General features: G+C 43.7%; 11 protein-coding genes. 2 read left to right on the top strand and 9 right to left on the bottom strand.

Features of this window, described 5'->3' with window-relative positions; all coding sequences use genetic code 11:
- Nucleotides 1-59: 59 nt before the first annotated feature.
- Nucleotides 60-794, bottom strand: a complete 735-nt coding sequence (locus ACP7AE_RS01425) for a glucose 1-dehydrogenase (protein WP_426241102.1) — start codon at nucleotides 792-794, stop codon at nucleotides 60-62.
- Nucleotides 795-967: 173 nt separating this feature from the next.
- Between ACP7AE_RS01425 and ACP7AE_RS01420 the strand changes: the two genes are divergently transcribed.
- A complete protein-coding gene (locus tag ACP7AE_RS01420; protein WP_426241101.1) occupies nucleotides 968-1,513 on the top strand; it encodes a DUF924 family protein in 546 nt (181 codons plus the stop codon).
- Between the two features lie 111 nt (nucleotides 1,514-1,624).
- On the opposite strand, the gene cysE is transcribed toward ACP7AE_RS01420, so the two are convergent.
- The 8 genes from cysE to ggt form a co-directional block, all read right to left on the bottom strand.
- Nucleotides 1,625-2,551, bottom strand: coding sequence for a serine O-acetyltransferase (cysE, locus tag ACP7AE_RS01415; RefSeq protein WP_201539184.1), 927 nt, complete (start codon nucleotides 2,549-2,551; stop codon nucleotides 1,625-1,627).
- 149 nt (nucleotides 2,552-2,700) lie between these two features.
- Entirely contained in the window at nucleotides 2,701-3,144 is a 444-nt protein-coding gene (locus ACP7AE_RS01410) for a YtoQ family protein (protein ID WP_201539183.1), read from the bottom strand.
- Nucleotides 3,145-3,259: 115 nt separating this feature from the next.
- Nucleotides 3,260-4,153, bottom strand: a complete 894-nt coding sequence (locus tag ACP7AE_RS01405; RefSeq protein WP_201539182.1) for an RNA methyltransferase — start codon at nucleotides 4,151-4,153, stop codon at nucleotides 3,260-3,262.
- On the bottom strand, nucleotides 4,153-4,530 hold the full coding sequence (locus ACP7AE_RS01400; RefSeq protein WP_109592692.1) for an Hpt domain-containing protein: 378 nt from the start codon (nucleotides 4,528-4,530) through the stop codon (nucleotides 4,153-4,155). Before ACP7AE_RS01400 ends, ACP7AE_RS01405 begins: the two co-directional genes overlap by 1 nt.
- Before the next feature lie 243 nt (nucleotides 4,531-4,773).
- Nucleotides 4,774-8,484, bottom strand: a complete 3,711-nt coding sequence (dnaE, locus tag ACP7AE_RS01395; RefSeq protein WP_426241100.1) for a DNA polymerase III subunit alpha — start codon at nucleotides 8,482-8,484, stop codon at nucleotides 4,774-4,776.
- Between the two features lie 421 nt (nucleotides 8,485-8,905).
- On the bottom strand, nucleotides 8,906-9,364 hold the full coding sequence (locus tag ACP7AE_RS01390) for a hypothetical protein (protein WP_201539358.1): 459 nt from the start codon (nucleotides 9,362-9,364) through the stop codon (nucleotides 8,906-8,908).
- Nucleotides 9,365-9,402: 38 nt separating this feature from the next.
- Nucleotides 9,403-9,804, bottom strand: coding sequence for a hypothetical protein (locus ACP7AE_RS01385; RefSeq protein ID WP_201539179.1), 402 nt, complete (start codon nucleotides 9,802-9,804; stop codon nucleotides 9,403-9,405).
- A gap of 19 nt (nucleotides 9,805-9,823) precedes the next feature.
- Entirely contained in the window at nucleotides 9,824-11,770 is a 1,947-nt protein-coding gene (ggt, locus tag ACP7AE_RS01380) for a gamma-glutamyltransferase (protein ID WP_426241099.1), read from the bottom strand.
- 180 nt (nucleotides 11,771-11,950) lie between these two features.
- Here ggt and ACP7AE_RS01375 point away from each other — a divergent pair, with 180 nt between their 5' ends.
- Entirely contained in the window at nucleotides 11,951-13,936 is a 1,986-nt protein-coding gene (locus tag ACP7AE_RS01375; RefSeq protein WP_426241098.1) for a hypothetical protein, read from the top strand.
- Nucleotides 13,937-13,978: the final 42 nt, after the last annotated feature.

The raw sequence follows: 13,978 nt of genomic DNA, 5'->3' as shown, positions 1-13,978 counted from the left end.
AATAAAAGCTGAGCAAAATGCCCAGCCTATATCACATTTAAAAAGTTTAACTATTACGCCTATTGTGCGGTCAAACCACCATCAATGACAAACTCTGAACCCGTCGAGTAGCTTGAGTCATCAGAGGCTAAAAATAACACCATGCTGCTGACTTCTTCGGGCTGAGCCACACGTTTCATTGGAATAGTTTTGGCAAATGCTTCAACCGCATCTTTGGTATCGCCTTGCATAATCATCGGTGTGGCGATGACGCCTGGATGAATGGAGTTCACGCGAATGCCATGAGGGGCACACTCTAATGCTGCCGCTTTGGTCATACCGCGTACCGCAAACTTAGAATCGGTATAGCCGATAGCGCCGCCAACCAAGCCGTTAATCGATGAGATATTGATGATAGAACCTTGTTTGGCGGCTTTCATGGTTGGAATGACTGCTTTCATGCCTAAAAAGACCGACACTTGGTTAATCTCAAGAATCTTGCGATACGCTTCTACTGAAGTATCTAAAATAGATTTGTGCGTAGTGATACCTGCATTATTTACCAAGACATCAATTTTGCCAAATTTATCTTGGGTGGCTGTAACAACTTGCGTCCAATCGTCTTCACTAGTGACATCATGCTTAATAAATAAAGCGCTATCGCCAAGCTCTTTTGCTAATGCGTCGCCTTTATCAGCATTGATGTCGGTCAAGACCACTTTAGCGCCTTCTTGCATACACAAACGTGCATGAGTCTCGCCCATGCCTTGAGCGGCACCAGTAATAATGATAACTTTATCTTGTAAACGCGCCATGAGTTTTCCTATTTTTTTAGTTATGAATAATGAAAGAGTATAGGACAGAATCGCTAAATACTCCTTAGTGATTATGAAACCAAAAGTGAATACTTTATGTTTTTAAATGATAGCTTTAAACATAGCTTTGAATAATGCTTTTGGCTGACTTTTTTAAATAATGTAGTGAGGAAATGATGTACAACGACATATTAAATTTCTGTTTTGAAGAGATGGGTAGTGAGAAGTTTTTTGAGAAAGACATGGCGTTTGATCAATTATTAATAGAGCGATACAGCGGTATACTTGAGCAAGCCGCCGCCGTAGAATTTTATACATGGCGAAGCAGCATAAAAGGGCGTTTAGCAGAAATTATTATATTGGATCAATTTTCACGCAATATTTACCGTGATACGCCAGCGGCTTTTGCCCAAGATGCGATGAGTCTCGCGCTCGCGCAAGAGGCGGTGGCTGCCGGTGCATTAGAGGCACTTGAAACGATGGATGAACGTAAGTTTTTATTGATGCCTTATATGCACAGCGAATCAAAACTGATTCATCAGCAAGCAGAAAAGCTATTCAAGCAATATACCAATGCAGACACCGTGGATGCTGAGCTTAAACATAAAGTGATTATCGATCATTTTGGTCGTTATCCGCATCGTAATGATATTTTAGGACGGGTTTCAAGTAGCGAAGAAATAGCGTTTTTGACGCAGCCTGACTCATCTTTTTTATAAATATTGTCTGTTAAATAGCTAGTCAGTAAAGCGTTATTTATCAATTGGTCAAAATAGAAAAAAGAGGCTAAATAGCCTCTTTTTTATTCAGTATCGACGACAGCTAGAAGATTACTTCTGCTCAGTGCCTATCTCATCCATATCAGCACGACCAATCACATCGATATCCTCTAAGCATAATTTATCATATTCTTTTTTACAAAAGTCAGGATCGATTTTGCACATCGCTGCTTGTAATTGATCTAAGCGATTTTCTGATTGTTGAATATGCTCTAGCATTTTAGCAAAAGCTTCAGCCACAGGATCTTGTGAGGTTGGATCGATACCATAAGCTTGAAAAGCAGTTTCGCGTACTGAGCGGTTGGTGGCTTTTTCATCTATTGATTTTTTATCTATGCCATTATCTGTAGAAGCAGCTTGCGCTACTTTTTCTTGCTGGTTGGCATCATCGACTTTTTTGACAATTGGATTGCCCTTTTCATCATGATGGTCTGATATCATCCGAGCTGCGCTGCCGACCATAGTCGCACCTGCTGGTACTGCCTTTACTACGACGGCATTTGAGCCAATTTTGGCGCCTTTACCGACAGTAAATGGCCCCAATACTTTAGCACCAGCACCAACGATAACCCCATCTTCTAAAGTAGGGTGGCGCTTGCCATTGTTCCATGACACACCGCCAAGCGTGACCCCGTGATAAAGGGTCACATCATTGCCAATCTCTGCCGTTTCGCCAATGACAATGCCCATACCATGGTCAATAAAAAACCGTCGACCGATTTTGGCAGCAGGGTGTATCTCAATACCTGTGATGATGCGTGAGCCATAAGAAATTACTCGCGCCGCCAGCTTTTGCTCGTTTTGCCACAGATAATGGGCACCGCGATGTAGGACGAGCGCGTGGATGCCAGGATAAGTCAAGATGACTTCCAGACTATTACGCGCAGCAGGATCACGGTTAAATACCGCATCGATATCTTCTTTTAGGTCTTTTTTGATGCGTGAAAGTGATTTGAATAAGGCAGTTGGCAATGACATAAATTGTCCTATCATATTTTTGATTACAATCTATTTAGTTATAGCAGCTTTGCAGCACAAAATATAGCGATGAGCGATAAATAAAAACAGACGACTGACAGATAAAATGCCAGTCATTGACAATTTATCTACAGGCAATTATTTATGATTTAGCTATCACTGACAACATATTTTAGCAGTTCAACAACTTGCTCTGGCGTTTGCGCCCATGCCATTGCCGCCGCATCGACTTCTTTTAGCGGATGGATAATATCTTCAGCATGAAGGGTAATGTACGGCTTGCTTAAAGCCGCGCAGTAGCCGGCATCGAAGGCAGCGTTCCACTGCTTATATTTATCACCAAAACGAATGATAGCAATATCGCATTTTTGAATCATGTTTTTGGTGCGAATCGCATTTACCTTTGATGACTGATGGTCGCGCCAGAAGCCATTGTCATTTTTACCGAGTACGTCACCGGCGGCATCACTGGCTTCATGTTCAGTGACTGCTGAGGTAAAGGTAATGTCTAAACCTTGGTCTTTCGCGCCTTGCATGATTTTTTGTCGCCAGTCGGTGTGTATTTCTCCGGACAAATAAACGTTCCAATTCATCATCAATTCCTTTTTATTATTGAATCCTATCATTTTTAAAATCATAGGATTTGTAAATGCTACGGCTGCTAATGCAATAGCAACTCAACGCCTGAAAATTTGCATATTAAAAGCTTTAGTCTTTTGCAAGTTTGGCAATCAAAGCACTGAGTAGCTGATACTCTTTTTGATCAAGCTGTAGGCGTGAGCCCAGTCGTGACAGCCGCGATGGTAATGACTTCAAGTTTTCGCTATCGGCTAAACCTCGTTGAGCCATCAGTTCAGTGGTGCGATGGGTCAGCTGTTGCAATTGCTGCTGGGTAATGGCGGGTTCATCCCATTGCTGACGTAAATGTACATCGAGCATTGGCTGAGTAGTAGTACTCAAAGCAGTATCTAAACTATCCGCTGTCTGAGTGTGTGATTGCGCGTAAGCAAAAATAAAGCTAGCGATTACTTGCACGGCTGACGCGACATTGAGTACAGGATAAGCAGGGTTGGCATCGATTTGGATATGATAATCGGCATAAGCCAACTCTTCATTGGTCAATCCACGATCTTCACGCCCAAATAGGATAGCGATATTTGGTTTACTAGCAGTAACAGCCGACAGGGTATTAGCGTTGCTATCGTCTTTGCTCGACGCCGACTGTTTATCGATAAAATCAAACATAATCTTAGCAGCTTGCGTGGGTGTCACGACAGGGCGGGGCAAATGCCGACTGCGACTGCTGGCAGCAAATACCAACTGGCAATCCGCAATAGCAGATTCTAAAGTAGGTGCAATCAAGGCTGATGATAGCAGCTCGCTGCCACCTGCTGCATGAGACACACTGGTTTCATCAATTGGTAGCTTAGGATCGACAACCGTCAAACGAGACAAACCCATTGTGTGCATGGCGCGCGCTGCTGAGCCAATATTGGCAGGCAAAGTGGTATTAACCATGACAACTTGCACACAAGACAAATAGTCGCTCACCGTATGATTGACAGTAGATGCTGCTAATATAGGGGTAGAATCATTACTCATTACAACCCCAGTCTTAGATTGATTTCTTGTTCTGCGCGTTGCAATGCGACGGCGATATTTTCAATCAGTGCCGCTTGCTCGCTGATAAGACGCTCGCGGCAGCGCTCTTGTAACTGGCTGCTCAAGTTCGTTAATTGGGTCGTGCCCAAGTTGGCGCTGGCTCCTTTTAGCGCATGAGCAACTTCAAAACCATTGGCATTGTCATTTTCTTGCTGAGCGACTCGCAGCGCACTTATTCGCTGCTGACTATCAGTGATATACACTTGTATCAAATCAGCAAAGTCTTCTTCTAACAAATCACGCATATCTTCAAATTGCTCATGATTAATGATTTCTTCAGCTTGGTGAGCCATATTTTTATTTGGGGTTTCATCCATGGTTTTATGTCCAATTCTAAAAGTTAAAACGGTAAAGGGTTTGTAATAAATACGTCAATGTTCTTCAGGTATTAGGGCGTGTCCTCAATTCAATCAATTACTCTCTAAATGGGCTAAACATGGCTAAATTTTGTTAAACATCGTCAAATAGCTTATCAATATCTCGATATTAACGTCGCTATCTTCCTTGTTTGACGGCAATTTATCTCATTTTCATCACCATTTTTAAAATGAGGATACGCCCTAGCTATAATGGAAATGCAAATTGTCTTCACTAACCATATTCTTTAATTGCTGTAAGTTATCATCGTTGGGGTAGATGCGCCAGTGCTCAGATAGCCCTACGTTAGCGATGCCAAATTTCTCATAAATGCTCAGTCCCAGTGGCAGACAATTATCATTAATGGAGGTGTCAGTATTGCTCAAAGCATTATTGGCATAACTTTGATTAGCACTATTTTGATTCATGTCATTTTCTAGCGCCAATAAATCATTGCCATTTTCATCATATAAACTTCCGCCCATCGCAGCATCGTAGCCACTATTGCCATTAAAGTTGCCACTTTGCTCGTCTTGCTCGTTGTCATGAGACAGTTTTGGTGCCGGAATAATGCTGGCTTGTGCAGACTTGAGTAACGGTTGCAGTCGCGTCAGCAGATTGATGTCGCTGCCATGAATTTTAATACTGATTTTTTTCATCCATCTTAGGCGCGCATCGACCATGCTCATGGCACTATCAAGACGGGCAAATAAACGCCCATCATGCTCACGAATGCTGCCTTTGATGATGACGACTTCATCAATTTTCAACTGTTCTTTGACACGATTGAAACGCTCGGCATAGCAGCTTACTTCCAGCCTTGAAGTGCCGTCATCTAAGATAATGACATTGCGATTACCAAAGTTGGCAATATCAATAATCAATCCGGCGAAATAACAGCTACCGTTATAGCCCGTGTCAGTCAGTTTATCGAGACGAGTGCCTGAGGTATAGCGTTTTAACTCATCCAAGTATTCATTGATTGGATGACCCGTCAAATACAATCCTAACGTGTTCTTTTCTGCTTTTAAACGATGTTTATCACCCCAAATCAGCTCTGGCGTCATAACCAGTGGCGGCGCGGCGACGACACCATCCATTTCACCAAACAAATCCATCATGCCGATTTCACGGTTCTGACGGTCTTGTTCAGCAGCTTGTACGGCACTTGGCAGCTGGCTCATTAATGCGCCGCGAATCTCGTATGCTTCATCGGCTGGTAAATCTGGTCGTAGGGTGGCTGCAAAGTCATCAAAACAACCAGCGTTTATCAGTCCCTCTAAAGTGCGTTTATTAACCTTTTTGATATCAACACGGCGACAAAAATCATATAGGTCTTTAAACGGTCCTTCACGGCGGCGTGCATCAACGATAGACTCGACCGCGCCTTCACCAACGCCTTTAATCGCACCCAAGCCATAAATGATATTGGTTGGGGTATCGGCAACGAAATGCCATTCACTGCGATTTACCGATGGATTAACCACGGTCAAATCAAAGTTTTCACGGCAATCATTGATAAAGAACACCACGTTGTCAGTGTTGTTCATATCTGATGTGAGTACGGCTGCCATAAACTCAGCAGGATAGTATTGCTTTAGATACGCGGTCTGATAAGCGAGTACACCATAAGCAGCCGAATGCGAGCGGTTAAAGCCGTAACCGGCAAACTTCTCCATCAAATCAAACACACCGCCTGACGTTGCTTCATCAATACCTTGCTCTGTTGCACCAGTAATAAAGATATCGCGCTGCTTAGCCATTTCTTCAGGTTTCTTTTTACCCATGGCACGGCGAAGCATATCTGCGCCGCCCAAGCTGTAGCCTGCCATGACCTGCGAGATTTGCATGACCTGTTCTTGATAGACAATAACGCCATTGGTATTTTCTAAAATCGGCTCAAGATTGGGATGATCATAAATGACTTCCTCACGACCATGTTTGCGGTCGATATACATCTCTACCATGCCAGCGTCCAGCGGGCCTGGGCGATAAAGCGCACACATGGCGATCACATCTTCGATATTGGTCGGTTGTAATTTCGCCAGATACTTTTTCATGCCCATACTTTCTAGCTGAAAAACGGCAGTGGTCTTGGCATCTTGCAAGAGCTTGTAGGCTTTTTTATCATCTAATGGTAGGTCTTCTAACACCAACGCATCTTTGCCTTCTTTTGCACGGCGCAGGTTGATATTTCTAACAGCGGCATCAATCACGGTCAAGTTACGTAGACCCAAAAAGTCAAATTTTACTAGCCCAACGGCTTCAACGTCATCTTTATCAAATTGGCTGACACGGTGACCTTCATCATCACAATAAATCGCGCTAAAATCTGTGATTCTGTGCGGCGCAATCAATACGCCACCAGCATGTTTACCCACGTTCCGGCAAATACCTTCGAGCTTAATTGCCATCTCCCACACTTCAGTGGCATCTTCATAATCCATATTGTCAGGATTGGAGATTAAGTCTTTGAGCTGCGGCTCTTGCTCAAGCGCTTGACTGAGGGTGATACCCGGTGTTTTGGGAATAAGTTTCGACATTTTGCTGGCAAGGAAATAGGATTTACTTTGTGCACGTGCGACGTCACGCACCACCGCTTTTGCTGCCATCGTACCAAAGGTAATGATTTGCGAGACTGCTTCACGACCATAGGTTTGTGCTACATAATCAATAACGCGGTCGCGACCTTCGATACAGAAGTCAATATCGAAATCGGGCATGGACACACGCTCGGGATTCAAAAAGCGCTCAAATAATAAGTCGTAATGAATAGGGTCGAGGTCGGTAATATTGAGCGAATAAGCAACGAGTGAGCCTGCACCAGAACCACGACCAGGACCGACTGGTACGCCATTGGCTTTTGCCCAACGGATAAAGTCCATGACGATGAGGAAGTAACCAGGAAAGCCCATTGAAAGAATAACCTTTAGTTCATACTCTAAGCGGTCATCATATCTTTGGCGAAACTCGCTCCAATTATCGCTACGTTTCTCGATTGGGAATAGTTTATCTAGTCGATTATTCAGACCCCGTATTGATTCTGCACGGAAAAACGATTCAATCGTCTCACCTTCGGGCACAGGAAAGTCAGGTAATACGTTGATACCAAGCGTCAACGTCACATTACAACGGCTTGCTAAGCGCAAAGTATTGTTGATAACCTGCGGAATATCAGCAAATAACTGCTGCATTTGCGCTTGGGTTTTAAGATATTGTGCATCGGAATAAGTTTGCGGGCGATTTTGGTCGGCAAGTACGTAAGAGCCAGCGATACAAACCCGCGCTTCGTGAGCATCGAAATCATCCTGCTCTAAGAAACGTACGTCATTATGAGCAATGATAGGAATATGATGCTTAGCACCAGAGTGAATAGCCGCTTTAATAAAGGCGTCTTCACCTGAGCGATTGGTACGCTTAATCGCAAAATATAAACGGTCAGCAAATTGCGCCTGCCATTCTATTAGCAGCTCATCGGCTTTTTCTGGCATCGAGCCAACCAGTGCCTGACCGACATCTGATTTTTCAGTAAATAAGACAATCACGCCTGCCGCATGCGCTAAAATATGACTGCGCTTAACGACTGGCACACCATGATTGGCATCGTCGGCGCGCCCTTCGGTAAAGCCAAGCGATACGATACGAGTGATGTTTTGATAGCCCTCGTTGTCCATCGCGAGTAGGGTGAGCCGTGTGTCTTCATTTTCCATGATGACTTCACTGCCGATAATGGGCTTGATACCCGCACCTAGGCAGGCACGATAAAACTTCACCGTGGCATACAGATTGGACAAATCGGTCAATGCCAGCGCGCGCTGATGGTCAGCCGCCGCAGCTTTCACTAGCGGCTTAATACGCACGATAGAATCAGTGATTGAATATTCGCTGTGGATGCCAAGGTGTACAAATGCCATAGGAGACTCTTACTAGTACGATCAAAAGCAATAAGCTATCGATAAAATAAAGGATGTTTATCCGTCATTTATATTGATGTTCAAAGGTAAATAAGACCTCGATAGCCATGTTGATACGTTTTAAATGGGGTCGTCAATAATAGCATTATTTGCCGTAGACAGCCACTGATTCAAAGCTATTAGGCTAAGTAATCAGGTTGGAAGTATTCATCAGATATGTGCTATTTCAATTTCACTAAAAGACCTCAGCGATCTTATTTCAGTGTAATAGACAAGATATAGGCAAGATTTTTTGCTAGGGAAAGCATTATTTTTCTATCAAAAAACCGCTGACATTCTTAACGATGAAAGCGGTTATTTATGAAATGTTTAGAAAGAGATATTAATCTGTTTAGAGGTGAATACTTTTTAGAAACTTGGATTATAATCCAAACCATTTACCTTCAACCCAGACTGGATTATCGGCGTTACCCTCTCTATTCATCCATTTATCACCTTGCCAATAACCGATTAGGGAGTCGCCTTCTTTGCATTGTTTTGCATAATATATTGAAGTTTCATAGTCATAGCATTTTTTGGTATCTTTGTCGGGTGGGCAAAAGCCATCCTGCATATCACAATTGGGTGCTTGCCCAGGTAGATAGGCTCTACCTTCTTTACAGACATAGTCTACCGTGCCATGAGGTAGGTTGTTGTAATCCCAAAAGTAATCGCCGTCAGAACCCAAAGGACTGTTTGTTACACAGTCTAATGCCCAGCCACCTTTACTATTCAAAATGTATTTATCAGGTTTTGAGTTGTTAATCCCTGCTATATTATCTATACAGCCTGTTAATAGTACTGCGGTGAGTCCGCTGGCGATGAGGTATGATTTTTTCATGATAATTTCCTTATCCATGATAGAAGGTACGTTCTTAACTAGCTATCGGCTGGTACACGAGGTACACCATTTCTGCAGTCAAATCTTTTAGTACCCACAGGCAAGTCATATTTTTTCCAATAGCGACGCAGCTGCGGCGTGGTCAGCTCGTTTCCTTGACAGTCCTTTGGTAATAAGGGTGTGCTCCCGTCACAGATAAAATACAGTGTGCCTTTAGGCAAGTTGTTGTCTTCCCAGTATCCTTTTGCCGATCTTTCGGGCAGTGGCGAAAAAAGCAGTCTGTCTGTTGCTGGATTGATCTCTGTGGTACATCTTCCTACTGCATTGCCAGAGTCAGTTTCTAAATAGTCTTGTTCATACATAAACCGCGCACCCAAATCGATACAGGCAGTGAGGCCTAATATACTGGTCAATATTAGTGTGAGTTTGATTGTCTGCATAATACCCTCTAGTTTATGATTAATACCCAACCACCGCCGCATCGACGATACGCGGATCAGACGAGCCGTAGATACCATTTGGCGTAATCATAATCGACTGAGTCGAGCCCATGGCAGATTTTGGACTGACCGTATGACCCATTGACTCAAGCTTTTTAACCGTATCAATATTCAGTGCTTTTTCGACCCGAATCTCATCAGGCAGCCATTGGTCATGGATACGCGGTGCGTGAGTGGCCTCAGCGATATTCATATCATGATCGATGACATTCGAGATTATTTGGGTGACAGTGGTAATGATGCGGCTACCACCAGGGCTACCCGTGACGATATATGGTTTACTATCTTTAAAGACCAGTGTCGGACTCATAGAAGATAATGGGCGTTTATTGGCTTCAACGGCATTTGCTTCACCGCCCAATAATCCATAACCATTTGGCACACCCGGTTTGGCAGAAAAATCGTCCATCTCATTATTGAGCAATATCCCCGTACCTTCAGCGACAAGACCTGTGCCATAAGAAAAGTTTAGCGTATAAGTATTGGCTATGGCATTGCCATTTTTATCTACAATGGAGAAATGCGTGGTCTGATCGCTTTCATAGGGTAGAGGGTTGTTGGCTTTGATGGTAGACGCTGGTGTGGCTTTGTCTAGATTGATTAAGGTGCGCAGTTTATCCGCATAAGCCTGAGAAGCTAAACCGCTAGCAGGCACATCGATAAAGTCAGAATCACCTAAATACTCTGAGCGATCCGCATAAGCGAGCTGCATCGCTTCGGCCATTAAATGAATGGTTTGCGCGCTGTTTTGACCGTAGTCTTTTAGCGGATAACCTTCCAAAATGTTTAAGATTTGCACAATATGAATACCACCAGAAGACGGCGGTGGCATCGAGACAATCTCATAACCACGATAATCGCCTTTGACGGGCACGCGAGCGATGGCTTCATAGTTGGCTAAATCTTGTAAGCTCATGCTACCACCAGCCTCATTGACCGCTTTGACCAACTTACTTGCGGTTTCTCCTTTATAGAATCCATCCGCCCCTTTTGCGGCAATGAGCTTAAGCGATTTTGCCAATTCAGGCTGTTTTAAACGCTCACCGGGTTGATAGGCGCTGCCATCAGGTTTAAAAAATATCTTTTTCGTGCTTGGCCATTTTTGCATGCGATCGCTTAATGCTGTGAGTGACTCAGACAGACCTGCTGTGACTTCTATACCGTCCTCAGCCAGTGCAATCGCTGGTGCCATCACTTGTCCGCGGCTCATGGTGCCATGATCTTCTAATGCTTTAAGTAATCCTGCGACCGTTCCCGGTACACCAACTGCTAGACCGTGATAACGAGACAAGTCGCTGACCGCATTGCCATCCTCATCGAGATACATATCACGCGAGGCGCTACTCGGTGCTTTTTCACGGTAATCGAGTGCCACCGTTTTGCCTTGCTTGGCATCATAAATCATCATAAATCCACCACCGCCAATGTTACCTGCGCGCGGCAAAGTTACTGCTAAGGCAAAGCCAACGGCGACGCCAGCATCAACCGCATTACCACCGTCTTTTAAAATCTTGAGTCCAATATCAGAGGCGAGGGCTTCTTGGGTGGCGACCATACCGTTCTTTGCCCAAACAGGGTGGTGAATCGCATCTTCAGAATAGATGGCTTGATCGGTCTTGGCATTGTTAATCGTGGAAGTGAGGGCATTGATTTTGGCTCTTGTCACACGCTGAGTTTCAGATATTACAGTAGGATTATCAGCCATAATCGCGAGATTGATGGCGCTAGTGTTAATCGATGTTGGGTTGATAGTAGTTGATTGATTGGTTGTCGGCTCAAGCGCGTGAGCAGACAGTGATACTAAAAATGTGCTACTGATTAACAAAATAGCCGCTTTAATATTTGCTCTACCTTGAGGATTATTGTCAGCAGTGCGTATGTTGTTTTTTGATATAGAGGTTGGCATTGTAAAGTCCTTTTTACTTGGGCGAGAAAGCAGTAGTGAGAAAGTTATTTTGTATAAAAAAATCTAAGTATTTTCTTAATAAATAGGTTCTAATATTACTAAATTGTAACGCATTGTGATATAAATAACGGTACTAATGTACACTAATTATAGACTGGCTATTTATACAAAGAGATTACTATGTCATCAAATCATATTAATAATCATAATCGACAGCGCTACTCTGAGATGACGAGTCATCATTCGTCTATCAATAATAACGATCATGTATATCAGGTAGGTAAATTGACGTCTATCGCCTTGCTGGTTGGCACTACGTCTCTGGCTCTTTTGGGCTGTCAATCAAGCCCAGCGGTGTCGTCGACTGCGGCATCAAAAAGTATGATTGATTTTAATACCGCTGATAGCGCGCAGAGCCAAGCACAAGGACGCGCATTTAATGCTAGCCTTACTGCCAAATCTGAGCGTTATCAGCAATTATTTTACCAAGAAAAATATCCCAATACGGACAATCAAGCCAAATCACATTTACTGGCAGCTATTCGTCAGCATCTGGCAACAGAACACGTAGCAGTCGCGCAAGCCAATTATCAAGCGGTACCTTTTATTGATCCAGACAGCATTGATGCAGGCTCTAGTAGCTTGCTTAGAACAATTATAGAAGCCTATGTTTATAAGCCTGACGGTGACTATGATGAAAGTGATTATGAGGACAGGCAAACTGAGGCTATGGCAGAGTTAGCAGCGGTAAGTGCAGAGTCGAATAAATGCAATGATAATGAGGACGATGACGCTTATGAAGTCTGTGTTGTAGAGGATGTTAACTATGACGAAAACGGTTATAGTCGCAGTGACTATCAATCAGAGAGTTACGGCGAAGGGAACTATGACACCGATGATTATGAATCAGACAGTGCTTTTTCAAAGTTATCAAAATTAAACCCAAAAAGCATGATAGAGCAGTATGAAGCCATACAAATGGCTAAGCAACAATCAGAGGCTGTAGAAGGTAGCCAATCAGCAACATCTACGGGCGTCATTGGTCAAATGCTGAGTATGTTCCATCGCACGCCGGAACAGATAGCTGCGTCAAATGCTTATCAATATCAAAATTTAACGTTCAATAGTGTCAGTCAGTACAAACCCAAACAGCGACAACTGCAAAGCGTCTATAGCTATGACTATGTGACGCCGACGATTAGCTCATCCATCCAGATACCGTTAGCGTTCGATTTTAATAACAGCCGTATCACGGTAGACCCATCGGCAATCATGCCTATTGTGGCGCTTGTTAATCCTGAAAACACCCCTTTACCTAATCAAATGACCTCACATACCGTTAGTTTTGGGTTGCCTGAGAGTATTACTGCGCAGCTGCCGCCAGCAGTGCTTTATGATGCCGCCATCACTGCCATACAGAGCAGCATGGCAGAGCTTGCGCCTGAGCACTTTAGTGCTGTAGATATTCATAATGATGCATTTGCCAAAGAAGTCGGGGCGAGCCAAGCGGTAAAAGTCTATTTTGGCAGCAAGCAAAGCGGTGAGATGATCGGAAAAACTCTAAAATACATGACAAAATCGCTACAGGATTATGTCGATGCCAATCCACAGAAATATCCTGATGGCGCTATGCTAAAAACTGCGCTTGCGAAAGTGCAGCTATACAATAAAGGCTACCAAAGTGCGGATGTGGGTGCGCTATTGCAGCTTATTGAGGCCATCGGTCCGATCTCTTTTAATCAGATAAATTACTATTATTTAGACCGCTCAGATCGCCTGCTTGGTAAGCAGCAGCGGGTAAATATCGGTGGCGATTTGATGGGTTCGACAACCAGCGTGCTGAATCAAGTACGCTATGATAAAAGCAGTTTTAATAAACATGCACTAACGCCTTTGTTGACCGAGTCTTTTGGCCCAAATGCTAAAGCTGCTATCGATGGCAATGCATGGATGGCAGAGCAACGCCAACAAAAAGAAAGACTGCAAGCGGCACGTTATGCCCGCTATGACTATAGTGGGAGCAGTGATGATGACTATAGTAGCGATTATGCAGATGGTGATAGCGGCTATGAGGCAGCAGAATATGACAGTGCTGATAGTCAAGATGACACTGATATCGAAGACGATGCCGCAGATGATGCTGACAACAGGGTAGACGGTCAATAACGCTATCTTGTCATATTCAAGCACATATTCAATAAGGATAAA

It is taken from the genome of Psychrobacter sp. TWP2-1-2 (assembly GCF_049896785.1).
Lineage (GTDB): Bacteria > Pseudomonadota > Gammaproteobacteria > Pseudomonadales > Moraxellaceae > Psychrobacter.
This window is presented reverse-complemented; position numbering and strand designations above follow the sequence as displayed.